This window comes from Arsenicicoccus bolidensis DSM 15745 (assembly GCF_000426385.1).
Classification (GTDB): Bacteria; Actinomycetota; Actinomycetes; order Actinomycetales; family Dermatophilaceae; genus Arsenicicoccus; species Arsenicicoccus bolidensis.
In genome coordinates, this window is record NZ_AUFG01000005.1 from 40,718 (window position 1) to 65,405 (window position 24,688).

Below are 24,688 nucleotides of genomic sequence, written 5' to 3' on the forward strand. Positions count from 1 at the left end.
GGGACGGGTGGGCGCAGCGGTCAGGCGCGCACGTGGCGGGACCGCAGCTCGGGCAGGACCTCCTTGCCGTACGCCTCGATCATCTCGGCGTAGCGCGGCCCCATGTTGGCGACGTAGACGTCGTCGAACCCGGCCTCGACGAACGGCGTGAACGCGTCGACGTGCTCCTGGACGGAGTCGCCGAAGGTCGCCGAGCCGGCGATCTTGTCGCGGGTGACGAGCTCGGCCGCCTGCTCGAAGTGCTGGGGGCTCGGCAGCACCTGGCTCAGCTCGCCGGGCACCCCCGCGTTGGGCCACAGGCGGTAGGCGTCGTCGATGGCCTGCTCCTTGTCCGCGCCCCAGCCGACCTTGAACCCGGCCTGGGTCGGTGCGTGGGCGCCCTTGGCCTGGCGGAAGGTCGAGACCCCCTCGGCGTCGGGCATGACCGAGATGAAGCCGTCGCCGACGCGGCAGGCCAGGTCCAGCGCCTTGGGCCCGAACGCCGAGACGTAGATCTGCGGCAGCTCCTCGGGCAGGGAGTAGATCCGGGCCGTGTCGACCGTGTAGTGGACGCCCTCGTGGGACACGACCTCGCCGGTCCACAGGCGCCGGATCAGGCCGATCGCCTCCTTGAGCATCTCCAGGCGCAGGTCGGCGTGCGGCCAGACGTCGCCGAGGATGTGCTCGTTGAGCGCCTCGCCGGAGCCGACGCCAAGAGTGAAGCGGCCGGGGCCGAGGAGCGCGGCGCTGGTGGCGGCGGCCTGCGCGATGATCGCCGGGTGGATGCGCACGGTCGGGCAGGTCACGGCCGTCGTCACCGGGAGGTCGCAGACCCTGGCTGATCGCGCCGATCGCGGACCACACGAAGGCGGACTCGCCCTGCTCGTTGGTCCAGGGGTGGAAGTGGTCGCTGATCCACAGGGCGTCGAAGCCTGCCTCCCCGGCGAGGCGGGCCTGCTCGACGATCTCGGTGGGGGAGTACTCCTCGCAGGACAGGAAGTAGCCGATGCGCTTCACGGTCGCGTCTCCTTGGTCGTGGGCTGACGCTCTCATCCCACCAGGGTGGCCGGGCCGGGGGGAGGTTGTCAGCCGGGAGACTCGACGGTCGCTCGACGCCCGCGGTCAGCGGGCGAGCACCGTGCCGGCCCCGCGGTCGGCGGCCCGGTCCGCGACGTATGCCGCGAAGACGACGTCGGTCGCCGCGATGCCGAGGTTCTGGCAGACGAGCCGTCCGGCAGGCCGAGGCTGACGGATCGCGTCGCCCGTCCACCCGGTGGCCGGCGGATAGTCGGCGGCGAGCTTGGCCGGGGCGACGGCGGCCAGCTGCTCGACGTCGTCCGAGACCAGGGTCGCCTCGCGGGCGAGCCGGCTGCCGACGCTGCTCGAGTAGTCCAGCGGCAGCAGCAGCGCGTCCTCGCGCACCCACCCCGGGTCCAGCTCCTGGCCGCGCAGGCCGATGCTCAACCCCGTGATGACGGTGCCGGCGCCCTCGACCGCGGCCCTCGGGTCGTCGGTGACCTCCAGCCTCAAGGTGGGCACGGCCTCGGCCGCCCACGCCGACAGGTCCTCGCGCGCCTCGGGGCGGCGGGCGTAGACCCGGGTCTCGGCATACCCCAGGGCCTCCAGCACCAGCAGGTGCCACCGCGCCTGGACCCCCGCGCCGAGGAACGCGACGGGCGACGACCGGTCACCGAGCGCGTCGAGGCAGGCGCCGCTGACGGCGGCGGTCCGCTGAGCGGTGAGGGCGGCGGCCCCCATCAGGGCCCGCGTCTCGCCGGTGCGGGCGTCGCTGAGGATCATCACGCCCTGGGCGGTGGGCAGGCCGCGGGCGGGGTTGTCGGGGACCAGGGTCACCCACTTGCACCCGAGCAGGTCTTCGTCGAGCACGGCCGCGGGCATCGCGTTGGCGAAGCCGTCACCGGCGAGGCGGACGGCCGGCTTGGGCGGCACCTGCGCGCGCCCCTCGGCCCGCGCCACGAGGGCTCGGCGCGCCAGCGAGACGGCGGTCCTCGGCTCGGGGAGCAGCCCCTGGACCTCGGCGTCGGACAGATATCTCAGCGGGCTCGGATCCATCCGTCGACCCTATCGAGGACCGATGCGCACCTTGCGTCTTCTGCGTCCTCGGCGTACTCGGACGCCGAAGGCCCCGCCACGCGGGGGACGCGGCGGGGCCTTCGGTCGTGAGCGGTCGGGGTCGGTCAGCGACCCCGGTAGCCCGGCACCTCCGGGTTGAACGCGGCGAGCGTCCAGCGGTCGAAGGAACGGAGCCAGGTCTTCATGCGAGTCATCGGGTGACCTCCTGTCGTCGGTGTGCATGGTGCGGGCACCCCGTTGTGTCACCACTGACAAGTATGACGAAGCCCGGCGTCATGACGCAAATATCATACGATTCAGGATGCGTCGCGCTGCCGACGCCAGGCAGGCGTGACCGGCATACTGCTGGGATGGTCCCTCCCGAGGTGCGCACCGCCCTCGACGCCCTGCGCCGACAGACCCTGGAGCGCGTCCGGGACCTGGAGCAGGACCGGTCGCGCATCGTCGACGCCAGCCGGTCCAGCAACGCCGACGACGAGCACGACCCCGAGGGCCAGACCATCGCCTGGGACCGCGAGCAGACCGCCGCGCTCCTGCGGGACGCGCGTGCCCGGCTCGCCGAGATCGACGCCGCGACGGCCCGGCTCGACGGCGGGTGGGACGGGCGCTGCGAGGTGTGCGGCGAGCCCGTCCCCGCCGGACGGCTCGTCGCCCGCCCCACGACCGCCCGCTGCGTGCACTGCGCCTGAGCGCGACTCCCCACGAGCCGCCGATGCGGCCTACGGTGGCTGGCATGGAGTTTCGATACCTCGGCAACAGCGGTCTCAAGATCAGCGAGATCACCTACGGCAACTGGCTCACCCACGGCTCCCAGGTCGAGAACGAGACGGCGAAGCAGTGCGTGCGCGCCGCCCTCGACGAGGGGATCACGTCCTTCGACACCGCCGACGTCTATGCCAACACCAAGGCCGAGACCGTCCTCGGCGAGGCCCTCAAGGGCGAGCGGCGCGAGTCGCTGGAGATCTTCACCAAGGTCTACTGGCCGACCGGGCCCGGCGGTCACAACGACTGCGGACTGTCCCGCAAGCACGTGATGGAGTCGATCGACGGCTCGTTGCGCCGCCTGCAGACCGACTACGTCGACCTCTACCAGGCGCACCGGTTCGACACCGAGACGCCGCTGGAGGAGACGATGCAGGCCTTCGCCGACATCGTCCGGCAGGGCAAGGCGCTCTACATCGGCGTGAGCGAGTGGACCGCCGACCAGATCCGCGCTGGTCACGCCCTCGCCAAGGACCTCGGCATCTCGCTGGTCTCGAGCCAGCCGCAGTACTCCATGCTCTGGCGCGTCATCGAGCCCGAGGTCGTCCCCGCCTGCGAGGAGCTCGGCATCTCCCAGATCGTGTGGAGCCCCATGGCGCAGGGCGTCCTCTCCGGCAAGTACCTCCCCGGTCAGCAGCCGTCCTCGGACACCCGCGCCGGACACTCCGAGGCGGGCCAGAGCATGCGCGACCTCATGCGCGATGACGTGCTCGAGGCCGTGCAGCAGCTGGTCCCCGTCGCCAAGGACGCCGGGCTGACGATGCCGCAGCTGGCCGTCGCGTGGGTCCTGCAGAACGACAACGTGGCCGCCGCCCTGGTCGGGGCTTCCCGCCCGGAGCAGATCAAGGACAACGTCAAGGCCGCCGGGGTGCGTCTCGACGACGACATCCTGCGACGCATCGACGACGCGCTCGGCGGGGTCGTGCAGCGCGACGCCGGCCAGACCGCGGCCCGCGCCCCGCAGGGCCGCCCCTGCTGATGGAGCCGTTGACCGAGGAGGAGCTGGCCTTCCTGCAGGGATGCTTCGACCTGGCTCGCGACGGCGACCCGCAGCTGCCTCGTCTCGTCGACGAGGGTCTGCCGGTCAACCTGACCAACTCCAAGGGCGACACGCTGCTGATCCTCGCGGCGTACCACCAGCACGCGGAGCTCGTGTCGGCGCTGCTCGCGCGCGGCGCCGACACCGAGCGGGTCAACGACAACGGGCAGACCGCGCTGGCGTCGGCGTGCTTCCGCAGGAACGCGACGATCGTGGGTCTCCTGCTCGACGCCGGGGCCGACCCGGCGACGGGTGAACGCTCGGCGATCGCGATCTGCGAGTACTTCGACCTGCCCGAGATGCTCGAGCTGCTGCACGCGCCCGCCTAGCCCGCTGCCCCGGACCCACGCAGATCGTGAGGGTTTGGTCCAAGGATGTTGGACCAAACCCTCACGATGTTGGGGGAGGTGTCGAGGGGTGGTGCTAGGGGAGGAGCGGGTCAGGCGGAGGGGTGCGTCATGTCCATCGGCACCACCCAGCGGTCGAAGTCGGCCTCGCCCACGTCGCCGCTGGCGATCGCCGCCTCGCGCAGCGTCGTGCCCTCCTTGTGGGCGCGCTTGGCGATCGCGGCGGCCTTGTCGTAGCCGATGTGCCGGTTGAGCGCGGTCACCACCATGAGGTTCTGCTCGAGGTTGGCCTCGATGCGCTCGCGCTGCGGCTCGATGCCGACGGCGCAGTGCACCCGGAAGGACTCGCACGCGTCGGAGAGCAGCCGGATCGACTCGAGCACGGCGTGCGCCATCACGGGCTTGTAGACGTTGAGCTGGAAGTTGCCCTGCGACCCGGCGAAGGCGACGGTCGCGTCGTTTCCGAAGACGCGGGTGGCGACCATGGTCAGCGCCTCGCACTGGGTGGGGTTGACCTTGCCCGGCATGATGCTCGACCCGGGCTCGTTCTCGGGGATGGTGATCTCGCCGATGCCGTTGCGGGGGCCGGACGCGAGCCAGCGGACGTCGTTGGCGACCTTCATCAGCGCGCCGCCCAGCGTGCGCAGCGCCGCGCTCACGCCGACGAGGGCGTCGTGCGCGGACAGCGCCGCGAAGAGGTTGGGCGCCTGCACGAAGTCCAGGCCGGTCTCGTCGGCGATCTTGCGGGCCGCGAGCGCGCCGAACTCCGGGTGGGCGTTGAGCCCGGTGCCGACCGCGGTGCCCCCGATCGCGAGCTCGAGGACGCGGCCCTCGGACTGGCGGACGGCGTCGAGGGCCTGGTCGACCTGGGCGACCCAGCCGCCGATCTCCTGCCCGAGGGTGATGGGGGTGGCGTCCTGCAGGTGGGTGCGTCCGACCTTGACGACGTCGGCGAACTCCTCGCTCTTGCGGGCGAGCTCGTCGCGCAGCGCCTCGACGCAGGGATAGAGCCGCTCGGTCAGCTCGAGGGCCACGGCGATGTGCATGGCCGTGGGGAAGGTGTCGTTGCTGGACTGGCCGCGGTTGACGTGGTCGTTGGGGTGCACCGGCTCCTTGCTCCCCATGACCCCGCCGGCCAGCTCGATGGCGCGGTTGGAGACCACCTCGTTGGCGTTCATGTTGGACTGCGTGCCGGACCCGGTCTGGAAGACGACGAGGGGGAAGTGGTCGTCGAGTCGCCCGGCGATCACCTCGTCGGCGGCCCGGACGACCAGGTCGGCGACGTCCTGGGGGAGCTGGTCCAGCTCGGCGTTGGCCAGGGCCGCCGACTTCTTGAGGATGCCGAGGGCCCGGATCATGGGGGAGCCCCACACGAAGGTGTCCCGCCCGATGTCGAAGTTGCCCAGGCTGCGCTGCGTCTGCGCCCCCCAGTAGCGGTCCTCGGCCACCTCGACGGTGCCCATGCTGTCTCGTTCGGTGCGCGTGCTCGTCATGCCTCCACCGTATGCCGGGGGGCGGGAGGTCCGTCAGGCTGCGTCGCCCTCAGATGTCGTCGTGGTCAGATGTCGTAGTGGTCGAGCTCGGCCCGCACCGACTCCTGGACCGGCTCGCCCGCGGCCGCGGCGACGGCCACCGCCTCGGCGGCCTCGGAGAACTCGTACCTGCGCTTGTAGAGGTCGAACAGCGCCATGATCGTGGCGCCGACGGGCACGCCGAGCAGGGCACCGGAGGCTCCGAACAGCGCGCCACCCATCATCGCCGACGCGAACGCCACGGCGGGGTGGACGTCGACGGCCCGCGCGCTGATGCGGGGCTCGACGAAGACGTTCTCGACCTGCTGGTAGGCGATCGCGTAGATCAGCACCCAGAGCCCGTCGCGCGGCTCGCTGCTGACGAGGCCGACGAGGACCGGCAGCACGATGGACACGTAGGTGCCGATGTTGGGCACGAACTGCGCGACCAGGCCGGTCCACAGCGCCAGCGGCAGCCAGTAGGGCAGGTCGATGAACCACATGAACAGGCCCATGGCCGTGGCGTTGATGGCGGCGAGGACCAGCCGGCTCGAGACGTAGCCGCCGACCTTGACCAGCCCGATCTCCCACATGCTGAGGACGACGCCCTGCAGCCGGGGCGGGAACAGCCGGGCCAGCCAGGTGCGCAGCCGCGGCGAGTCGGCGGAGAGGTAGAAGGTGAACAGCAGGAAGGCGAAGGTGCTGAGCAGCGCCGACAGCAGGCTCGTGACGAAGCCCAGCAGCCCGGTCGCCACCTGGCCAGCCAGGGCGGTGATGCGCTCGGAGGTGAGGTTGAGCCGGTCCATGATCGAGCTCTGGTCGATGTCGAGGCCGAAGCGCTGGTTGGCCTGCTCGACGGCCGACTGGACGAGGCTGGGGGCCTGGGTCACGAGGCTGGTCAGCTGGTCGCGCAGCATCCCGCCGAAGGCGAGGAAGAACGCGACGGCGAGCAGCGCCACCCCCAGCATCACCAGAGCCGTGGCGACCGGGCGAGGCATCCGGGTGGCCAGCCGCGAGACGGCGGGCTCCATCGCGCAGGCCGCGAAGAAGGCCATGACGACCGTGAACAGCACCTGCGCGCCGTCCTTGAGCACGAATCGTGCGAACAGCGCCAGGGCCACCACGGCCACCACGACCCAGGCGGCCCGCCATACCGACTGCTGGTCGAGGGCGACCGTGGCGGTGGGCGGCTCGATCGACGCCCGCGAGCGCTCGGGCACCGTCGCCCCGGTCGGCCCCGCCGGAGCGGACGACACCGAGGCGTCGGCCGGCCCTGGCGCGGGCGACGCCAGCTCGTCGGCCGGCGCCGGCTCGGTCGCCGGTCGCCTGGGGAGTCGCAGTCTCAACGTGGGTCCTTCCGGACGGGTCGTATGCCGCCCGCCTGCCCCTGTCCGGGGTGCGGGCTCGGCGCGACGAGCGTAACTCCGACGTCCGACAGACCCCCGCAGGTCCTCGGCAGACACAGGGCCGGAGCCGTCACTGACGGTAGTGTTCGCTCGTGCCACACGAGCAGGCCGCGCCCACGGGCGCCCCCGACGAGCGTCAGACGCGTCGGCTGCTGGCCTACCTCGCGGCGGCGCTGGTCGCGGGTGGCATGCCGGTCCACGAGGTCGAGGCCGACGTGCGTCGGTGCGCACGAGCACTGGGCCAGTCCGGCTGCCAGCTGTCCGCGCTGCCGACCGGGGTGGTCCTGTCGCTCGGCTACGGCTCGCCGGCGACCTTCGAGGCCGTCGAGGGGTCGCTGCGCCTCGACCAGAGCGCCGAGGTCAACGCCATCCAGCGCGGCCTCGAGGACGGCTCGGTCACCGCGACGGAGGCGCTCGAGCGACTGGTCACCCTCCGCTCCCGCCCGCACCGCTACGACGTCCCGGGCATGTATGCCGGAGGCGCGCTCGTGGCCGCCGGCATCGCCCTAATCCTGCAGCCGTCACCGCGCAGCGTGCTCTTCGCCCTCCTGTGCAGCCCGCTGGTCGTGGCGCTCATGCGGGTCAGCGGACGGCACCGGCTGCTCACGATCCTGTTCCCCAGCGTGGCGGCCTTCCTGGTGAGCGTGCTGGCGTTCTGGGCGGGGGAGCACGGCTGGGTCCCCGGCCCCCTGCGCAGCCTGCTGCCACCCCTGGCCGTCCTGCTGCCCGGCGCCCTCATCGTCACCGGTCTGTCCGAGCTGGCTGCCGGCGCGATGGTCGCGGGGACCTCACGGCTCGTCTTCGGCGCCAGCCAGCTCGTCCTCTTCGGCCTCGGCGTGGGGGCGGCCGCGGTCCTGCTGCGCGTGCCGCCGGACATGCTCGCCAACGAGCGCAGCCACGAGCTCGGCTGGTGGGCGGCCCTGCTCGGCCTGCTCCTGCTCACGATCGGCATCAGCCTGATGGAGGCCGTCCCGCCGCGGCTCGTGCCCTGGGTGCTGCTCATCCTGGCCGCCACCTTCTCCTCGCAGGTGGTGGGCCAGACGCTGGTGCCGAGCCCGTGGTTCGGGGCCTTCCTCGGGGCGGTGGCGGCGAGCTTCGGGGCCAGCGCGGTCGAGCTGCTGCGGCCCCGGCTGCCGCGCCTCGTGGTGTTCCTCCCGAGCTTCTGGCTGCTGGTGCCCGGGTCGCTCGGCCTGATGTCGGTGACCCAGCTCGGGCTGGACACGCCCTTCGCGGCGGACACGATCGCCCTGTCCGTGGGCGTGATCTGCGCCATCGCCGTGGGTCTGGTCGTCGGGTCGAGCATCGCCCGCGGGGCGTGGTTCGTGGGGAGGGCGTCGCGCTACCAGCTGCGGCGCGGGGTCGATCGGTGGGACCGGGTCAGCCACCGACCGGGTCGCTCGCGCTGAGCCGCAGCACCGGAGCAGGGTCCGTCGCCGTGTCGACCGCGCCACCGGCGGCCCGCACCTCCAGGTGCAGGTGGCAGCCGTCCGGCGCCCCCAGGTCGCCGACCTCGGCCAGCGGCGTGCCCGGCTCCACCCGCTGACCGGGGGAGACCAGGACCCGGCGGGCATGCCCGACCAGCACGTCCCGGGTCGCGTCCGTCGTGCGGACGCGGAGGGCGTTCGGGCCGTATGCCGGACCCGGCCGCCTCGGGGTGGCGGGGTCGACGACGGTGCCGGCCACGCCGGACGTGATCACGGTGCCGCACGGCAGGGCCACGTCGACCCCGTGGTGGAAGCCCCGGCTGGCGGGGCACCGCGCGTCGGCGTCGTAGTACGGAGCGCTCGTGCAGCCGTAGGGCACCATCACCGGCCAGGCCCCCGCGAACCAGGGTGATCGCTGCAGCGAACGGTCGGTGTCGTAGAAGCGGTTGCCCGGGTCGAGCCCGGCCGGCAGAGCCGCCGTCGTCGTCGCCGCCGTGGGCGAACCGGTGCCGTCAGCGGTCGCGGGGGTCGCCGGGGTCGTCATACCAGGGCTCGTGGGTGCCGACCCGCTCGACGATGCCGTCGGCGAGACGGTCGAGAGGTCACGCGCGGCCGGCGGGGTGTCCCCGGGGGTGGACAGCTCGAGCCGGGTGGGCGTCGGCTCCGGGTCCGGCGGGGCGCAGGCACCGAGGCCGGTCGCGCCCATCAGCAGGGTGGCGAGAGCGGCGACATCGACGGGACGGCGCAGCCTGCTCACAGGTCGACGACCACCACGGTGACGTTGTCGCGGCCGCCGGCGTCGAGGGCCTCGTGGACCAGGGCCCGGCTGGCGGTGCCGGGGTCGTGGTCGGCGAGCAGGGCGGCGATCCGGGAGTCCTCGAGCTCGCCGTTAAGGCCGTCCGAGCACAGGAGCAGGCGTCCGGCCGCGGGCACGACCGCCACGCCGGGGGTCGCCTCGCTCTGCGGGTCGTCGGTGATCGCGCGCGTGATGCGGTACTGCCCCGGGTGCGTGCGTGCCTGCTCGAGCGTGATCATCCCGAGGTCCACCATCTCCTGGGCGACGTTGTGGTCGCTGGTGAGGGCCACCAGGTCCCCGTCGACGAGCAGGTAGGCCCGGCTGTCGCCCACCCACGCGACCACGAGCTGCCCGTCCCCGCTGCGGGCGGCGACGACGAGCGTCGTCCCCATGCCGACCGTCGCGGGGTCCTGACGGGACCGGTCGACGACCGCGCCGCGCGCGGCGGCGACGGCATCCTCGAGCAGTCCCTGCACGTCCGCGCTGCGTCCGACCGCGCCGCCACCGGCCATCCGCACGACGGCGTCGACGGCCACCTGGCTGGCGATCTCCCCGCCGGCGTGCCCGCCCATCCCGTCCGCCACGACCCACAGGTCGTCGTCGACGGCATACGCGTCCTCGTTGTGGTCGCTGACGCGCCCTCGGTCGGTGAGGGCGGCGTGGCGCTGCGACGTCGTCATGCCAGCATCCTGACATGTCAGCCCCGGTGAGCAGCGCAGCAGCGGGCGCACTCTCGCAGGTGACCCGTCCACGCGTCGGCGCGTCAGCCCGGCCGAGTCTGCCGAGGTCCTAGCCTGGAGCCCGTGGGGGACCCAGGTATGCCGAGCGGACCCGAGCCCGGCGTCTCGACGCGCGTGCTCACGCTGCCGAACGCCCTCACGCTCCTGCGGCTCGTGCTGATCCCCGTCTTCCTCTGGCTGCTGCTGGTGCGGCACGCCGAGCTCGAGGCGTTCTGGGTGCTGGCCGTCTCGGCCGCGACGGACTGGGTCGATGGCGTGGTGGCCCGCCGCTACGACCTCGTCAGCCGGCTCGGGCAGACCTTGGACCCCGTCGCGGACCGGCTGTTCGTGCTCACCACGATGCTGGGCCTGATGGTGCACGGCGTCGTGCCGTGGTGGTTCGTGGCCCTGCTGCTCGCCCGCGACCTGTGGGGCGTCACCCAGATGGTGCGCCTGCGACGCCACGGCCTGCGCACGCTGCCGGTGTCCTTCATCGGCAAGGCCGCGACCTTCGCCCTGCTCACCGCCTTCCCGCTCATGCTGCTGGCGCACGGTCCGGGCACCCCCGCGGCCGTCGTCCGGGCCGTGGCGTGGGCCTTCGCCTGGTGGGGTGCCGGGTTGTACTGGCTGTCGGCGATCATGTACTACATCCAGGCGCAGCAGGTCGTGCGCCGTCCGTCGGGGGAGGAGGCACCATGAGCACGCCACCAGGGGCACGGCCGGCACCGTCAGCACCCACACCACGGCAGCGTCGTCCCGACGAGAGCATGACCCTGCTCACGGAGATGATGCACCGTCCCCTGGACCCCGGGTATGCCGCCGAGGCCGACCGCCGGGTCGCGGCGGGTCTCACGCCGACACCGTCCGGGCGCACGTGGCGCACCACCGTCTATCTCCTGCTCATCGGGGTGCTCGTGGCGAGCGCCGGCATGGCCCTGCGTCAGCCCAAGGCCGCCGTCACCGCCGAGAAGTCCGCGCTCGTGGCGCAGATCGAGCGCCGCCAGACCGAGGCCGACCGGACCCAGGCGCAGATGGCGACGTGGGAGGCCGAGATGACCCGCGTCCGCGAGCAGGTCCTGGCCGGCCAGGCCGAGCAGGGACTGACCGACCGGCTGCGGCAGGCCGAGCTCGGAGCGGCGGCCACCCCCGTCACGGGGCCGGGGCTGGCGGTCACCGTCGACGACGCCCGCACCAGCACCGAGGCGTCCGCCGACGGCAACCCCCGCACGTCCGAGCAGGACCCGGGGCGGGTGCAGTCCAGCGACCTGCAGCTCGTCGTCAACGGGCTGTGGGAGGCGGGCGCCGAGGCGGTCGACGTCAACGGGCACCGGCTGACGTCGACCTCGGCGGTGCGCTTCGCCGGCGAGGCGATCCTGGTCGACTACCGTCCCCTGACCCGGCCCTACGTGATCCATGCCATCGGGGACCCGCAGCAGCTGCGCACGCGGTTCCAGGCCACCGAGGGCGGCCGCTGGCTGGACGCGCTCGGCCGTGAGGTCGGCATCCGTCACGACGTCGCGACGCAGGAACGGCTCGTGCTGCAGGGCGACAGCGGGGTGCGGCTGCGCCACGCGACCCCGGTGCCCGCCTCCGCCATACCCGCTGCTATTGCGAAGCCAGCCACCAGCACGACGACCAGCGCGAAGCCCGCCAGCACGAAACCAGCCAGCACGACGACCAGCACGAAGCCAGCCAGCACCACGCCCAGCACGACGGAGGCCAACCCGTGATCCCCGCACTCGGACTGCTCATCGGCATCGTGATCGGGGTCTTCCTCGACCCCTCGGTGCCGGTGTGGCTCCAGCCCTACCTCCCGATCGCGATCATCGCGGCGCTCGACGCCGTGTTCGGTGGTCTGCGCGCCGTCCTCGACGGCATCTTCAACGACAAGGTCTTCGTCATCTCGTTCCTGTCCAACGTGGTGGTGGCGGCGCTCATCGTCTTCCTCGGTGACCAGCTCGGCGTCGGCGCCCAGCTCTCCACCGGGGTCGTCGTGGTCCTCGGCGTCCGCATCTTCTCCAACGTCGCGTCGATCCGCCGACACCTCTTCCACGCATGAGCACGCGCCTCCCCGACCCGCCCGACGGCGACGGCACCACGCCGGAGCCCCGCACCGCTTCGCAGCCCTCCACCGCTTCGCAGCCCTCCACCTCTCCGTCGGACTCCACCGCGCCCACGACCGCCACCCCTCCCTCCGCGTGGCGGCGGCTCGCCCGCGTCGGCCGCCCCCGACTCACCAAGGCCAACGCGGTGGCCACGGCGCTCGCGGTGCTGCTGGGGTTCGCGCTCGCCACCCAGCTGCAGTCGCAGTCACGACGCGGTCTGGAGTCCCTGCGCACCAGCGACCTCGTGCGCATCCTCGATGACCAGAACGCGCGCTCGGACCGGCTCGACGCCGAGGCGCGGCAGCTGCAGGCCCAGCGGGACGAGCTCGTCAACGGGTCGCAGCAGGGGCAGGCCGCCGTCACCGCGGCCCGGGAGCGGCTCGACACGCTCGGCATCCTGGCGGGCACCGCCAAGGCCAAGGGGCCCGGGGTCACGATCCGCATCACCGACCCCCAGGGCAAGGTCAAGGCCCCCATGCTGCTGGACGTCGTCCAGGAGCTGCGCGACGCGGGCGCCGAGGCGATCCAGGTCGGTGACGTGCGGGTCGTCGCCTCGACGTGGTTCGGTGCCCAGGACGGCGCCCTGCGCGCCGACGGCAAGCCGCTCGGCGCCCCTTACGTCATCAAGGCGATCGGCGACCCGGCCACCATGGACGCCGCCATGCGGATCCCCGGCGGCGTCGTCGAGAGCATGAGGCAGGAGGGCGCTGACGCGGCCGTGGCACGGGCAGATAGCATCACCGTGGACGCGCTGGCGACGCCGGCGCAGCCACGTCACGCTCAACCCGTGCCGGCCCCGACGACGGGACCAGCTCCGTAGCACCCGTCCACGGAGGCCCGTCCGAGCCGGACGTCATCCGCGACCTACAAGGAGCGCCATGTCGGAGCTGTCCTACCCCGAGAACCTTCGCTACACCGCCGAGCACGAGTGGGTCGCCGTCGAGGGCGACCTCGCCAAGATCGGCGTCACCGCCTACGCGCAGGACGCGCTGGGCGACGTCGTCTACGTCAACCTCCCTGCCGTGGGCGACACCGTCTCCGCCGGCGACTCGTGCGGCGAGGTGGAGTCCACCAAGTCCGTCTCCGACCTGTACTCCCCGGTGTCCGGCGAGGTCGTCGAGGTCAACGAGGAGCTCGACGGGACCCCCGAGTCGGTCAACTCCGACCCCTACGGCAGCGGCTGGATGTTCACGGTCAAGGTCACCGACCCCGGCCAGCTCGACGGTCTCATGGACGTGAGCGCCTACAAGGCCCAGCTCGACTGACCGATAGGCTGGTGCCTCGGACACATTTCTCATACGGTGTCACCCGCGGTGACCCGCACGTTCGCGTGACGGGCACGCGGGTGACACCGATTGATCGCCAAGGAGGGACTGCATCATGAGCCACCCTGAGCAGGAGGGCCGTCGCCCTCTCCCCGAGGGCCCGTCGACGCAGCAGTTCCAGGGCGTCGGTCAGGAGCCGGACCTCACCGCCGACGGGGGCGGCACGCAGGGGCCGCACGACCAGGCCACCGTCGACGCGCTGCGTCCCGGCACGGCGCTGCTGGTGGTCCTGCGTGGACCCAACACCGGCGCCCGCTTCCTCCTCGACGCCGAGGAGGTCAGCGCCGGTCGTCACCCCGACAGCGACATCTTCCTCGACGACGTGACCGTCTCCCGTCGGCACGCAGTCTTCGTGCGGATGGGCGACACCTTCGAGGTGCGGGACGTGGGGTCGCTCAACGGCACCTACGTCAACCGTGAGCGCACGGACGCCGGCCGCCTCCAGGCCGGTGACGAGGTGCAGATCGGCAAGTTCCGCCTCGTGTTCTACGCCCCGTCGTCCAGCTGATGCCGGTGAGCGACGGCTCCTCCTCCCGCAGCACCTTCACGATCGGCGCCGTCGTCGCGGCGCTGGTCGACGACTTCCCCGACCTGTCCATCAGCAAGGTCAGGTTCCTGGAGTCCAAGGGGCTCCTCACCCCGGAGCGTCGCCCGTCGGGCTATCGCGTCTTCTCCCAGGAGGACGTCGAACGGCTGCGCTACATCCTCACCGCGCAGCGCGACCGGTTCTGGCCGCTCGAGGTGATCCGTGACGCGCTGGACGCCATCGACCGCGGGCTCACCCCGTCGGGGCCGGGGGAGTCCACGCTCCCGACCGTCCCCGAGACGGTCGCCGCCGACGCGGTCGACTCGTTGCTCACGGCTCCCGCCTCCTCGCTGCGGCTCACCGAGCGCGAGGTGCGTCGCTCCGCCGGCATCGACGAGGCCACGCTCACCGGGCTGCTGACCTACGGCCTGTTGCGCCCCGACCGTCACGGCCACTTCGACGAGGACGACCTGGCGGTGGCCCGGGCGGCCGGCCAGCTCGCGTCCCACGGGATCGAGCCGCGGCACCTGCGGCCGTTCCGCACGGCGGCCGACCGTGAGCTGGCCCTCGTCGAGCAGGTGCGTGGGCCTGCGGCCCGACGCCGTGACGACGACCCCGCGGTCGACATACTGCGGTCCTGCCTGTCCCTGCACGCCGCCCTGGTCCGAGGCGGTCTCGGGGACTGAGCACCACGAGCGCCATCGGCGACGGGTCGCCGATCGCGAGGTACGGTGGCGAGGTGAGGTCACTAGAGGTGCTCGGGGTCCGGGTCGAGATGCCGACCAACAAGCCGATCGTGCTGCTCAAGGAGACGGACGGCAGTCGCTTCCTGCCGATCTGGGTCGGGGCCGCCGAGGCCACCGCGATCGCCTACGCGCAGCAGGGGGTCGAGCCGCCGCGGCCGCTCACCCACGACCTGATCGCCAGCCTGATCCCCGCGCTCGGCCACCGGCTCACCGAGATCCGGATCAGCTCGCTGCAGGACAGCTACTTCCGGGCCACGCTCGTCTTCGACGGCACGATCGAGGTGGACTCCCGCGCGTCGGACGCCATCGCGATCGCGCTGCGCACCGGCACCGGCCTCGTGACCACCGAGGCCATCCTCGACGAGGCGGGCGTGACGATCTCCGGGGAGGCCGGCGAGGACGGGGAGGTGGCCGCCGAGGACGAGGTCGAGCGCTTCCGCGAGTTCCTCGACCACGTCACGCCCGAGGACTTCGAGGGACGCCAGGACGAGGGCCCTCACGAGGCCTGACGACCAGGTGCCCCGTCTGCGCCGGCCCGCGCCCCGGGGTCCGACGAGCCGGTCAGCCGGTCAGCCGGGTCGCAGAGAAGGTGGGCGACCCGGTAGGCCGTTCGGGTAACCCCGAGGCGCGCCACCCCCGACGCAGCCCGACACACGTGCCGGGTGGGGGCTGATGTGATTGACGACCCCCAGGCCGGGACGTACCGTCGAACTCGAGCCCGGCACCACGTCACGCTACTGCGCGCGACGCCCGACAGCCGAGACGAGCAGCGTGAAGGGGGAGGGGCCGTGGGACCGGAGCACACCGACCGCCCGGTCGTGCCGACCGCCTCGCAGGGGTTGCTCTTCACCGACGACCTGCCCGACCTGTCCGAGGACATCGGCTACCGCGGACCCACCGCCTGCAAGGCCGCGGGCATCACCTACCGCCAGCTCGACTACTGGGCCCGCACCGGCCTGGTGGAGCCGTCCGTGCGTGGCGCGACGGGGTCGGGCACGCAGCGGCTCTACGGCTTCCGCGACATCCTCGTGCTCAAGGTCGTCAAGCGGCTGCTCGACACCGGCGTGTCCCTCCAGCAGATCCGCGTGGCCATCTCGACGCTGCGCGAGCGCGGCGTCGAGGACCTCGCGCAGATCACCCTCATGAGTGACGGCGCCTCCGTCTACGAGTGCACGTCCGCCGACGAGGTCATCGACCTCGTCCAGGGCGGGCAGGGCGTCTTCGGCATCGCGGTCGGACGCGTGTGGCGCGAGATCGAGGGCGAGCTGTCCTCGCTGCCGAGCGAGCGCTTCGAGGACGAGGAGCAGCCCGACTTCCCGGGCGACGAGCTCACCGCCCGGCGCCGCACCCGCTCCGCCGGCTGACCACCCCTCGCGCCAGGGTCGTGACGACCCGGGTCGCGCCGGCCGGGGCGGCACCCTGCTGCTAGGGTTTGCAGCGCTGATCACCTCACGCGGGAGAGATCCTGCGCGGCGAAGGCCGATGATGCTCCGTCGCGACGAGGCGACGGAGTGCCGCAGGTCGACGTCGGCGGGGCGCCGAAGGGGCAACTACCCCGGAACCTCTCAGGCACCCGGACCGCGTGGGCAGGCACCCTGGATGCGTCGCCCCGGCGTCGCAGACTGGAGGGGACGGACCCGCCGCAGCGGCGAGCCCGACCTACGCCCGCCTGCCACGAGGAGCCTGCCGTGAGCACAGACAGCACCACCACCGTGCCGGAGTTCGTCTCCCGCCACATCGGCCCGCGCGAGGACGACGTCACGCGCATGCTGGAGGTCATCGGCCAGCCCAGCGTCGAGGAGCTCATCGCCCGCACCGCACCGGCCGCCATCCTCGGGGGCCCGTCCCTCGCGCTCGAGGGAGCCCCCACCGAGCAGGCCGTCACCGACGAGCTGCGCGCGATCGCCGACCGCAACCAGGTCAAGACCTCGCTGATCGGCCTCGGCTACTACGGCACCGTGACGCCGCCCGTCGTGCGGCGCAACGTGCTCGAGAACCCCGCGTGGTACACCGCCTACACGCCCTACCAGCCCGAGATCAGCCAGGGCCGGCTCGAGGCCCTGCTCAACTTCCAGACCATGGTCAACGACCTGACCGGGCTCGACATCGCCAACTCGTCCCTGCTCGACGAGGGCACGGCGGCTGCGGAGGCCATGACCCTGATGCGGCGGTCCAGCAAGGCGGCCAAGGACGCCGTGCTGCTGGTCGACGAGCAAGTGCTGCCGCAGTCCTACGCCGTGATCGCATCGCGCGCCCTGCCGCTCGGCATCCAGGTGGAGCGGCTGGACCTGTCGTCCGTGACCACGGCCGAGGGGCTGCTCGAGGCCTCCGGCGGCGAGGGCGTCTTCGGCGTCCTCGTGCAGTACCCCGGGGCCGACGGCGAGGTGCGCGACTGGCGCGCCCTGGCGGAGGCCGCCCACGAGGCCAAGGCCCTCGTGACCGCCGCCACCGACCTGCTCGCCCTGACGCTGCTGACGCCGCCCGGCGAGTGGGGCGCCGACATCGCGGTGGGCAACAGCCAGCGGTTCGGGGTCCCCATGGGCTTCGGTGGTCCCCACGCCGGCTTCATGTCGGTCCGCAAGGGCCTCGAGCGGTCCATGCCCGGCCGCCTCGTGGGGGTGTCCGTCGACGAGGTGGGCGCTCCGGCATACCGGCTCGCCCTGCAGACGCGAGAGCAGCACATCAGGCGGGAGAAGGCCACCTCCAACATCTGCACCGCCCAGGTGCTGCTGGCCGTCATGGCCAGCATGTATGCCGTCTGGCACGGTCCCGAGGGGCTGCGGCGCATCGCCGAGCGCGTCCAGCGGCACACCGCCGCCGCGCGCCAGGCCCTCGTCGCCGCGTCCGTCGACGTGCGCACCCAGCACCAGTTCGACACCCTCACGGTCTCGGTGCCCGGCCGCGCCGACGCCGTCATGGCGGCTGCGCTCGAGCGGGACCTCAACCTGTGGCGCGTGGACGCCGACACGGTGCAGCTGTCCTTCGACGAGACGACGGACCGGGCGCAGGTCGCGGCGGTCGTCGAGTCCTTCGGCGCGAGCTTCTCGGGTGCGGTGCCCGGCGACCTGGCTCCGTCCTGGCCCGAGGCGCTGACCCGCACGAGCGACTACCTCACGCACCCGGTCTTCAGCGCGCACCACTCCGAGACGGCGATGATGCGCTACCTGCGCCGCCTCGCCGACAAGGACTACGCGCTCGACCGCGGCATGATCCCGCTGGGCTCGTGCACTATGAAGCTCAACGCCACCACCGAGCTCGAGCCCATCACCTGGCCCGAGTTCTCGTCCCTGCACCCCTTCGTGCCGACCGACCAGTCGGCGGGCTCGCGCCAGATCGTCTCGGACCTGCAGCAGTGGCTGGTCGAGATCACCGGCTACGACGCCGTGTCCATGCAGCCCAACTCCGGCGCCTCCGGCGAGCTGGCCGGCCTCATGGCGATCCGCGCCTACCACCGCGCGAACGGGCAGGAGGAGCGCAATGTCTGCCTCATCCCGTCCAGCGCCCACGGCACCAACGCGGCGTCCGCGGTGATGGCGGGCTTCAAGGTCGTCGTGGTCAAGTCCACGGCCGGCGGCTCGGTCGACATGGAGGACCTACGCGGCAAGGTCAAGGAGCACTGCGAGGTGCTCGCGGCGATCATGGTGACCTATCCCTCGACCCACGGCGTCTACGAGGACACCATCGTCGAGCTGTGCGAGCTGGTCCACGAGGCCGGCGGCCAGGTCTACGTCGACGGCGCCAACATGAACGCCCTGGTCGGTGTCGCGCGTCCGGGCAAGTTCGGGGCGGACGTCTCGCACCTCAACCTGCACAAGACCTTCTGCATCCCCCACGGTGGCGGCGGCCCGGGCGTCGGCCCCATCGGCGTGCGGTCCCACCTGGCGCCATACCTGCCCAACCACCCGCTCGCGCCCGAGGCCGGGCCGGAGACGGCGACCGGACCTGCGGCGTCCGCGCCGTACGGCTCGGCGTCGATCCTGCCGATCTCGTGGGCGTACATCCGGCTCATGGGCGGCGAGGGGCTGCGCCGCGCGACGCTCGCGGCCGTGCTCAACGCCAACTACGTGGCGGCGCGGCTGCGCGACCACTACCCGGTGCTCTACAGCCAGGACGGGCTCGTGGCGCACGAGTGCATCCTGGACCTGCGGGGCATCACCCACGACACGGGTGTCACGGTGGACGACGTGGCCAAGCGGCTCATCGACTACGGCTTCCACGCGCCCACGATGTCCTTCCCGGTCGCCGGGACGCTGATGGTCGAGCCGACGGAGTCCGAGGACCTCGTGGAGCTGGACCGGTTCTGCGACGCCATGATCGCGATCAAGACCGAGATCGACCAGGTCGGGTCGGGCGAGGTGGCGGCGGACGCGTCGGTGCTCCGGCACGCGCCCTACACCGCGGAGTCGCTGGCGGGGGACTGGGACTACGGGTTCGACCGCCGCACGGCGGCGTTCCCGGCCGGTGTGGACCCGCGGTCGAAGTACTGGCCGTCGGTGCGGCGCATCGACGGCGCGTACGGCGACCGCAACCTGATCTGCACGTGCCCGCCCCCCGAGGCGTTCGCCGACAACGACTGACGCGCAGCGCACGAACCCGCGGCCGGTAGTCGCACCGGCCTGGGAGGCCAGGGCCGGTGGGTGTGACTACCGGCGGTGAGTCCGGTCGGTCCGGTCGGTCCGGTCAGTCACGGATGGGACGTCCGGCGCGGTAGGCGCTGGGCGCGATCCCCACGAAGCGCGTGAACTCCCGCGCCAGATGGGCCTGGTCGAAGAACCCGAGCCGGGCGGCCAGGTCGGCCAGGGACTCGTCGGTGCTCGCGTCCAGGGCGGCCACCGCGTCGTGCAGGCGGTAGCGCGTGATGACCCGCTTGGGGGCGACGCCGACGTACCGCGCGAACTGCCGCTGGAGGGTGCGCTCGCTGCTCCCGGTCTCGGCGACGAGACGTGAGACGGTGGTCAGCCTGGGGTCCGCCGCGATGCGGAGGACGGCCTCGTGGACCTCGGCCCACGCCGGGTCGACCCGGTCCAGGAGCGTCGCCAGGGCCGGCTCGACCGGATGCCGGAAGGCCTCGGGGTCACCGGGATCGTCGGCACCGGCATACGCGTCGACGACCGCGCGGGGCAGCACGGCGTCGGCGAGGACGGTTCGGTCGGTGAGGGCACGGGCGGGGACGTCGATGACGGCGGCGAGGGCACCGGGGTGGAACTTCGTGCCCAGCACGTGACCGCGACCGACGAGGTCGACGTCGAACCGGCGCGTCGGGACGCCGGTGACCACGACGGCGTCATACGGGATCCCTGGCCGGCCCGAGCCCACCTCGTGGGTGAGGTTGTGGGAGAGCTGGGGGACGAGCGAGCCGGGGAAGTGCTGCTGCGCGGGCAGGTCCCAGGAGAGCAGCCAGTGGCGCTCGACGAGCGGCGCGAGCTCGGGGCCGGGCTCGATGCTCCGCGGGGGACCAGCCCGGGCCTGGGCGCGGGGGTGCAGCACCACGCCCGGCGGGGGCGGCGGCGCCGACGGGTTCGTCCAAGCCGGCACCGCTCGATCGTAGGAGCCTGTCGGCATGACGACCAACGACTCGACCACCGACACCTCGCAACCCCCGGTGGCGCGCCTGGCGATGGTGACCCTGGACTGCGCCGACCCGGGCCCGGTCTCGGACTTCTGGACCGCCGTGCTGGGGTGGGACCAGGCGTACAGCGACGAGAGCTACGCCATGCTGACCGGCCCGACGCACGCGCTGGGATTCGGCCGGGTGGAGGGCTACGAGCCGCCCGCGTGGCCCGACGCCGGGGGCCGCAAGCAGTTCCACCTCGACCTGGCCGTCGAGGACATCGACGCGGCCGAGCGGCGCTGCGTCGAGCTGGGCGCGACGGTGCCCGACGAGCAGCCGGCCGACGACGCCGACGACCAGGAGGGGACCTGGCGGGTGCTGCGCGACCCGGCGGGACACCCGTTCTGCCTGACCGACGCGAAGAGCTGGGCTGACGCCCCTGCATGCTCTGACCTCCCCCAGACCGTCGCGCGGGGGAAACCGGCGTGACGCCCCGGTGCGGACGTCGTTAGCGTGGAGCGCATGCCCTCTCCCTGGCCGCGACGCAGCGGCGCCCTCGCCCTGCGGGACGCGACACCCGTCGACGTCGATCAGCTGCTGACCTTCCGCAACGACCCCGCCGTCAACCGCTGGATGATGCGGACCTCCGTGGAGCCGGAGGAGTTCCGTCGCGGGTGGGCCGCTGTGCCGGACAGCGGGACCGACCACTCGTGCGTCGCCGAGCGCGACGGCACGGTCGTGGCCATGGGCTTCCTGGAGCTCGTGGACCACGGCCTGCACGAGGAGACGCCCCGCGGGGGCGAGGCGCTGATCGGCTACATCGTCGACCCGCGCCACGCCGGCCAGGGGGTAGCGACCGACCTCACCCGAGGGCTGCTCGCGGTGGCCTTCGACACGCTGGGGCTGCGCCGCGTCAAGGCCTATTGCAACCGGGACAACCCCGCGTCCTCCCGCGTCATGGAGAAGGCCGGGATGCGGCGCGAGGAGCACGGTGTCGAAGACTCCTGGCACGCCGAGCACGGCTGGGTCGACGGCTACGGGTACGCGATCCTGGCGCAGGAGTGGCGGGGTGAGGTGCGTGGCCTTCGTGAGATCCGCGACGCGTCGGCGGCGGTCCCGCCACGACGGGCCCTCCCTGATCCTGTGCCGTGGGAGAGCGGGGCGCGGCATACGGCCAGGTTGTCCCTGGGCGACGCCTCACCGGACGACGTGGACCAGATGCTGCGCTATCGCAACCGGCCCGACGTCGGACGCTTGATGCTGCGAACGCAGGTGGAGCCGAGGGCCTTTCGTCGCGCGTGGCTGGAGCCCGGCGAGAACGACCGGTCGTTCGTCGCCCGCCTCGGGGACCGGGTGGTCGGCACCTGCTCGATCGCGGTGCGGGACGGCAGCGGCCAGCCGGGCGGACCCGTGCAGGGCTGCGAGGCGGAGCTCGGCTACGTGCTGGACCCGGCCTTCCACGGACAGGGCTACGGGCGGGAGATCGCCGCTGCCGGCCTGGACCGCTGCTTCCGCGAGCTCGGGGTGCGTCGGGTGACCGCCGGCCTGTATGCCGACAACGTGGCGTCGGCCCGGTTGCTGTCCGGGCTCGGGATGCGCCTGGAGCAGTACGGTGTCCGCGACTCGTGGCATCCCGACCACGGCTGGGTGGACGGCGCGGCATACGGCCTGCTCGCCCGCGAGTGGCGGGCCTGACCTCGACCGCAGCGCCAGCCACGCGACCACCCGGCCCGCCTGACCATCCGACCCCGTGCCCGAGGAGACCGCTGAACCTGCGATTCCCCGCCCCGCTGCGGCCCGGCGACACCGTCGGGGTGACGAGCCCTTCGTCAGGGGTGTCGGGGGCGCTGCAGGCGCGCCTCGACGTCGCCCTGGCGACGGTGCGTGACCGGGGCTACCAGGTCGTCGTCGGTGACTGCATGGACGGCTCGGGCCACCTCAGCGCGCCCGCCGCCGAACGGGCTGCCGAGCTGCAAGGCATGCTGCTGGACCCGTCGATCCGGGCCGTGGTGCCCCCGTGGGGCGGTGAGACGGCGATCGACCTGATCGGCCTGCTGGACTGGGAGCAGATCGGCCGGGCGGAGCCGACGTGGGTCGTGGGGTTCTCCGACATCGCCACGCTCATCACCCCGCTGACGCTGGTCGCGGGTTGGGCGACCATCCACGGCAACAACCTCATGGACACCCCCTACCTCACTCCCGAGGGCCTCGTGTCGTGGCTGGACATCGTCACCCTCGGCCAGGGGGCCACCGTCGTCCAGACGCCGCCGGGTCGGCACCGACGGGGATTCGTCGACTACGTCGAGCATCCGGGCGTCGACGAGTACCTGCTCGACGTCCCCGGATCGTGGACGCGGCTGGACTCCCTGGGCGGGGAGGTCGACGTCACCGGTCGGCTCGTCGGGGGCTGCATCGAGACGCTGGCCAACCTGGCCGGCACCAGATATCTCGACACGAGCCCGCTCGCGGAGCTGGGAGACGGCCTCCTCGTCTACGTGGAGGCGGCCGGAGACGACGCCCCGGCGATCTGCCGCAACCTGCACGGGATGCGGCTCAACGGGGTGTTCGACCACGCCCGCGCCGTCCTGGTCGGACGCACCTATGCGCCACCGGGGGAGACCCTCACGCAGCACGAGGCGGTGGTCGACGCCCTGGGATGCTCGAGATCCCCATCGTCGCGGACGTCGAGTGCGGACACTGGGCCCCCTACCTGCCGCTCGTCAACGGGGCCCTCGCCAGGGTGGAGCAGGGGCCGGGCATCGCGTGCATCACGCAGACGCTCGCCTGAGCCAGCCACCTCGCCGCGGCGAGACTCGGTGGGATCTCCACCGGCAGATGCCTGGGGCACCCGGCGTCGACCTAGGCCAGCGACTCCTGGAGGTACGTCAGCGCCTGGCGCGCGGTCCATCCCTGCGGGTGACGCGCGATGAGCTCGACGGCCCCGGTGAGGTCCTGGCCGAGGGTGACGAGCGGCACCTCGGCATACCCGTCGGTGCGGTGCTGCCCCAGGCCGATGTCGGCCATCAGCCCGTTGCACAGGCACTGCCGTCCGACGGTGTCCGCCAGGCTGCCGCCCTTGCGCAGGTGCATGTGCACCGGCTCCGCCGGGCACCGGTATCCGACCTTGCCGTCCGATCGCTCGTAGGGCTGGCGCAGGTAGGACAGGTCGCACAGGCGCGGGCGAGCGGCATAGACGTCGGCATCGCTGGCCGTGCCGGGGAGCACCGCCACCTTGAACGGGAACCCGGTGGGGCTGGCACGCGGGTCGTTGCGCACGGTCAGGTCGCCATCGCGCAGGCGCGCCAGCAGCTGGTTGCGATTGTCGTCGCTGAGGCCGGAGTCCAGGCTGAGCGCGAACAACGTCCCCACCTGGACGCCCACCGCTCCGGACCGGATCGCCGTGGCGAGGTGCGCCGGGGTCGCTGCTGCGCCGGCCACCCAGAAGGGCAGCCCGAACTGGGTCAGCTTGGCGAGGTCGGCCTCGTCCCGGGGGCCGTACACCGGGTCGCCCGTCTCGTCGAGCTGCAGCCTGCCGCGGGGAGGGGCGGAGTGGCCTCCGGCAGGGGGCCGCTCGACGACGAAGCCGTCGGGGCGGATCTCGGGGTCACGGTGCAGGTAGGACGCGAGCTGGTTGATCGAGATGATGGCGAGGAAGTCGGGTCGGGTGAGGGTGGGCATCTCGGGTCCGACCAGGTCCACCGGATCGACCTCGATCGACCGCGTGGTGCTGGCCCCCACGACATCAGCGGTGATCCGACCGACCTGCCCGGCAGCGAGCGCGCGCAGCAGCGCCGGGATCTCGCGGGGGATGCCGGCACCCATGAGGACGTAGTCCACCCCCGCGAGCATGGCTCCGAGCACCGCGGTCGGCGTGGCCATCTGGATCTTCTCCAGCAGGTTGACGCCCACGACCCCGTCGTGGCCCTCCTTGGCCAGCCAGACCTCCGCGAAGTTGGCGACGACGGCGAGCTCCTGCCCCTCGCGGCTGGTCGACAGCGTCAGCTTGGGGACCGGGCGATAGGGGGCGTCGTCGGGTCGCCCACCATCGATGAAGTAGGTGTCGAGCACGCGCTGGGCGACGGGGAGGTTGGGGAAGTGCGCCAGCGCCCGTCGGTAGTGCCCGCCCGGGTCACCGTCCTGCAGGATCCGAGCCAGGACCGCGTCCAGAGCCGTTCCGGAGACCACACCTAGGTGACCGTTGGTGGAGATCGTGCGAGCCAGCCGCCAGCCGGACACCGCCACGCCCATGCCGCCCTGGATGATCACCGGCCGGGGGCGGTGATCGCCTCGCGCCAGCGTCCCGGTGTCGGCCTGGGTGGTCAGGGACGGGGCTGCGGTCATGGAGGGACCCACTTTCG

General features: G+C 72.5%; 24 protein-coding genes, 1 pseudogene and 1 riboswitch. Of the genes and pseudogenes, 17 read left to right on the top strand and 8 right to left on the bottom strand.

Going from position 1 to position 24,688, the window contains the following annotated elements; all coding sequences use genetic code 11:
* Positions 1-20 precede the first annotated feature (20 nt).
* Positions 21-809, bottom strand: a pseudogene (locus K313_RS19970) (TIGR03557 family F420-dependent LLM class oxidoreductase); the annotation flags it as partial.
* Positions 810-1,101: 292 nt separating this feature from the next.
* Positions 1,102-2,052: an ornithine cyclodeaminase family protein gene (locus tag K313_RS0104235; protein WP_240483930.1), complete on the bottom strand. Its 951-nt coding sequence runs from the start codon at positions 2,050-2,052 to the stop codon at positions 1,102-1,104.
* A gap of 371 nt (positions 2,053-2,423) precedes the next feature.
* Between K313_RS0104235 and K313_RS0104245 the strand changes: the two genes are divergently transcribed.
* Genes K313_RS0104245 through K313_RS0104255 form a run of 3 tightly spaced genes read left to right on the top strand, consistent with a single transcriptional unit; the run spans position 2,424 to position 4,203 of the window.
* The gene (locus K313_RS0104245; RefSeq protein ID WP_019285773.1) at positions 2,424-2,762 is read left to right on the top strand and encodes a TraR/DksA family transcriptional regulator; all 339 of its coding nucleotides are present in this window, start codon (positions 2,424-2,426) and stop codon (positions 2,760-2,762) included.
* A 44-nt stretch (positions 2,763-2,806) separates the two neighbouring features.
* On the top strand, positions 2,807-3,814 hold the full coding sequence (locus K313_RS0104250; protein ID WP_029210568.1) for an aldo/keto reductase family protein: 1,008 nt from the start codon (positions 2,807-2,809) through the stop codon (positions 3,812-3,814).
* Complete coding sequence (locus tag K313_RS0104255; protein ID WP_205621812.1) at positions 3,814-4,203, top strand: ankyrin repeat domain-containing protein; 390 nt, start codon at positions 3,814-3,816, stop codon at positions 4,201-4,203. Before K313_RS0104250 ends, K313_RS0104255 begins: the two co-directional genes overlap by 1 nt.
* A 110-nt stretch (positions 4,204-4,313) precedes the next feature.
* On the opposite strand, the gene fumC is transcribed toward K313_RS0104255, so the two are convergent.
* Both fumC and K313_RS19975 read right to left on the bottom strand, forming a co-directional pair.
* On the bottom strand, positions 4,314-5,714 hold the full coding sequence (gene fumC, locus K313_RS0104260) for a class II fumarate hydratase (RefSeq protein WP_029210570.1): 1,401 nt from the start codon (positions 5,712-5,714) through the stop codon (positions 4,314-4,316).
* A 65-nt stretch (positions 5,715-5,779) separates the two neighbouring features.
* Positions 5,780-7,078, bottom strand: coding sequence for an AI-2E family transporter (locus tag K313_RS19975; protein WP_029210571.1), 1,299 nt, complete (start codon positions 7,076-7,078; stop codon positions 5,780-5,782).
* A gap of 152 nt (positions 7,079-7,230) precedes the next feature.
* On the opposite strand from K313_RS19975, the gene K313_RS0104270 reads away from it, so the two are divergent.
* Positions 7,231-8,544, top strand: a complete 1,314-nt coding sequence (locus tag K313_RS0104270; protein WP_029210572.1) for a threonine/serine exporter family protein — start codon at positions 7,231-7,233, stop codon at positions 8,542-8,544.
* On the opposite strand, the gene K313_RS22070 is transcribed toward K313_RS0104270, so the two are convergent.
* Both K313_RS22070 and K313_RS0104280 read right to left on the bottom strand, forming a co-directional pair.
* Entirely contained in the window at positions 8,516-9,319 is an 804-nt protein-coding gene (locus K313_RS22070) for a M23 family metallopeptidase (RefSeq protein WP_029210573.1), read from the bottom strand. The genes K313_RS0104270 and K313_RS22070 overlap by 29 nt on opposite strands.
* A complete protein-coding gene (locus K313_RS0104280; protein WP_019285782.1) occupies positions 9,316-10,038 on the bottom strand; it encodes a PP2C family protein-serine/threonine phosphatase in 723 nt (240 codons plus the stop codon). Before K313_RS0104280 ends, K313_RS22070 begins: the two co-directional genes overlap by 4 nt.
* 123 nt (positions 10,039-10,161) lie before the next feature.
* Between K313_RS0104280 and K313_RS0104285 the strand changes: the two genes are divergently transcribed.
* The 10 genes from K313_RS0104285 (at position 10,162) to gcvP (ending at position 19,356) form a co-directional block, all read left to right on the top strand.
* On the top strand, positions 10,162-10,776 hold the full coding sequence (locus K313_RS0104285; protein ID WP_240483931.1) for a CDP-alcohol phosphatidyltransferase family protein: 615 nt from the start codon (positions 10,162-10,164) through the stop codon (positions 10,774-10,776).
* A 68-nt stretch (positions 10,777-10,844) separates the two neighbouring features.
* Positions 10,845-11,807, top strand: coding sequence for a DUF881 domain-containing protein (locus K313_RS0104290; RefSeq protein ID WP_029210575.1), 963 nt, complete (start codon positions 10,845-10,847; stop codon positions 11,805-11,807).
* Positions 11,804-12,136 (top strand): small basic family protein, encoded by a 333-nt coding sequence (locus K313_RS0104295; protein ID WP_019285785.1) that lies wholly within the window; start codon positions 11,804-11,806, stop codon positions 12,134-12,136. The genes K313_RS0104290 and K313_RS0104295 overlap by 4 nt, the downstream gene beginning before the upstream one ends.
* Positions 12,133-13,002: a DUF881 domain-containing protein gene (locus K313_RS0104300; protein ID WP_029210576.1), complete on the top strand. Its 870-nt coding sequence runs from the start codon at positions 12,133-12,135 to the stop codon at positions 13,000-13,002. Before K313_RS0104295 ends, K313_RS0104300 begins: the two co-directional genes overlap by 4 nt.
* A 58-nt stretch (positions 13,003-13,060) precedes the next feature.
* Positions 13,061-13,447, top strand: a complete 387-nt coding sequence (gene gcvH / locus K313_RS0104305) for a glycine cleavage system protein GcvH (RefSeq protein WP_034251643.1) — start codon at positions 13,061-13,063, stop codon at positions 13,445-13,447.
* A gap of 115 nt (positions 13,448-13,562) precedes the next feature.
* Positions 13,563-14,015: an FHA domain-containing protein gene (locus K313_RS0104310; protein ID WP_019285788.1), complete on the top strand. Its 453-nt coding sequence runs from the start codon at positions 13,563-13,565 to the stop codon at positions 14,013-14,015.
* On the top strand, positions 14,015-14,719 hold the full coding sequence (gene ftsR / locus K313_RS0104315; RefSeq protein WP_019285789.1) for a transcriptional regulator FtsR: 705 nt from the start codon (positions 14,015-14,017) through the stop codon (positions 14,717-14,719). The genes K313_RS0104310 and ftsR overlap by 1 nt, the downstream gene beginning before the upstream one ends.
* Before the next feature lie 53 nt (positions 14,720-14,772).
* Complete coding sequence (locus tag K313_RS0104320; protein WP_029210579.1) at positions 14,773-15,288, top strand: bifunctional nuclease family protein; 516 nt, start codon at positions 14,773-14,775, stop codon at positions 15,286-15,288.
* Positions 15,289-15,567: 279 nt separating this feature from the next.
* Positions 15,568-16,143, top strand: a complete 576-nt coding sequence (locus K313_RS0104325; RefSeq protein ID WP_019285791.1) for a MerR family transcriptional regulator — start codon at positions 15,568-15,570, stop codon at positions 16,141-16,143.
* An 80-nt stretch (positions 16,144-16,223) separates the two neighbouring features.
* A riboswitch (glycine riboswitch) is annotated at positions 16,224-16,370 on the top strand.
* Positions 16,371-16,401: 31 nt separating this feature from the next.
* Positions 16,402-19,356: an aminomethyl-transferring glycine dehydrogenase gene (gene gcvP / locus K313_RS0104330; RefSeq protein ID WP_169516820.1), complete on the top strand. Its 2,955-nt coding sequence runs from the start codon at positions 16,402-16,404 to the stop codon at positions 19,354-19,356.
* A gap of 103 nt (positions 19,357-19,459) precedes the next feature.
* Here gcvP and K313_RS0104335 read toward each other — a convergent pair whose 3' ends face one another.
* The gene (locus K313_RS0104335) at positions 19,460-20,314 is read right to left on the bottom strand and encodes an AraC family transcriptional regulator (protein WP_156911134.1); all 855 of its coding nucleotides are present in this window, start codon (positions 20,312-20,314) and stop codon (positions 19,460-19,462) included.
* A gap of 25 nt (positions 20,315-20,339) precedes the next feature.
* Between K313_RS0104335 and K313_RS19985 the strand changes: the two genes are divergently transcribed.
* From K313_RS19985 to K313_RS20000, 3 genes are all read left to right on the top strand, one after another.
* On the top strand, positions 20,340-20,819 hold the full coding sequence (locus K313_RS19985) for a VOC family protein (protein ID WP_029210581.1): 480 nt from the start codon (positions 20,340-20,342) through the stop codon (positions 20,817-20,819).
* Between the two features lie 33 nt (positions 20,820-20,852).
* Positions 20,853-22,025: a GNAT family N-acetyltransferase gene (locus tag K313_RS24130; RefSeq protein WP_205621813.1), complete on the top strand. Its 1,173-nt coding sequence runs from the start codon at positions 20,853-20,855 to the stop codon at positions 22,023-22,025.
* 119 nt (positions 22,026-22,144) lie between these two features.
* A complete protein-coding gene (locus K313_RS20000) occupies positions 22,145-23,260 on the top strand; it encodes a S66 family peptidase (RefSeq protein ID WP_338021323.1) in 1,116 nt (371 codons plus the stop codon).
* Here K313_RS20000 and K313_RS0104360 read toward each other — a convergent pair.
* Positions 23,190-24,671 (bottom strand): beta/alpha barrel domain-containing protein, encoded by a 1,482-nt coding sequence (locus K313_RS0104360; RefSeq protein WP_029210582.1) that lies wholly within the window; start codon positions 24,669-24,671, stop codon positions 23,190-23,192. The genes K313_RS20000 and K313_RS0104360 overlap by 71 nt on opposite strands.
* Positions 24,672-24,688: the final 17 nt, after the last annotated feature.

Excerpts from the sequence above, each read along its gene's own strand:
- K313_RS0104280 (WP_019285782.1), bottom strand. The coding sequence starts at position 10,038 with ATGACGACGTCGCAGCGCCACGCCGCCCTCACCGACCGAGGGCGCGTC.
- K313_RS0104290 (WP_029210575.1), top strand. The coding sequence starts at position 10,845 with ATGACCCTGCTCACGGAGATGATGCACCGTCCCCTGGACCCCGGGTAT.
- K313_RS0104310 (WP_019285788.1), top strand. The coding sequence starts at position 13,563 with ATGAGCCACCCTGAGCAGGAGGGCCGTCGCCCTCTCCCCGAGGGCCCG.
- K313_RS0104300 (WP_029210576.1), top strand. The coding sequence starts at position 12,133 with ATGAGCACGCGCCTCCCCGACCCGCCCGACGGCGACGGCACCACGCCG.
- fumC (WP_029210570.1), bottom strand. The coding sequence starts at position 5,714 with ATGACGAGCACGCGCACCGAACGAGACAGCATGGGCACCGTCGAGGTG.
- K313_RS0104360 (WP_029210582.1), bottom strand. The coding sequence starts at position 24,671 with ATGACCGCAGCCCCGTCCCTGACCACCCAGGCCGACACCGGGACGCTG.
- K313_RS19985 (WP_029210581.1), top strand. The coding sequence starts at position 20,340 with ATGACGACCAACGACTCGACCACCGACACCTCGCAACCCCCGGTGGCG.
- K313_RS24130 (WP_205621813.1), top strand. The coding sequence starts at position 20,853 with ATGCCCTCTCCCTGGCCGCGACGCAGCGGCGCCCTCGCCCTGCGGGAC.
- gcvH (WP_034251643.1), top strand. The coding sequence starts at position 13,061 with ATGTCGGAGCTGTCCTACCCCGAGAACCTTCGCTACACCGCCGAGCAC.
- K313_RS0104245 (WP_019285773.1), top strand. The coding sequence starts at position 2,424 with ATGGTCCCTCCCGAGGTGCGCACCGCCCTCGACGCCCTGCGCCGACAG.
- K313_RS0104255 (WP_205621812.1), top strand. The coding sequence starts at position 3,814 with ATGGAGCCGTTGACCGAGGAGGAGCTGGCCTTCCTGCAGGGATGCTTC.
- K313_RS0104235 (WP_240483930.1), bottom strand. The coding sequence starts at position 2,052 with ATGGATCCGAGCCCGCTGAGATATCTGTCCGACGCCGAGGTCCAGGGG.
- K313_RS0104250 (WP_029210568.1), top strand. The coding sequence starts at position 2,807 with ATGGAGTTTCGATACCTCGGCAACAGCGGTCTCAAGATCAGCGAGATC.
- ftsR (WP_019285789.1), top strand. The coding sequence starts at position 14,015 with ATGCCGGTGAGCGACGGCTCCTCCTCCCGCAGCACCTTCACGATCGGC.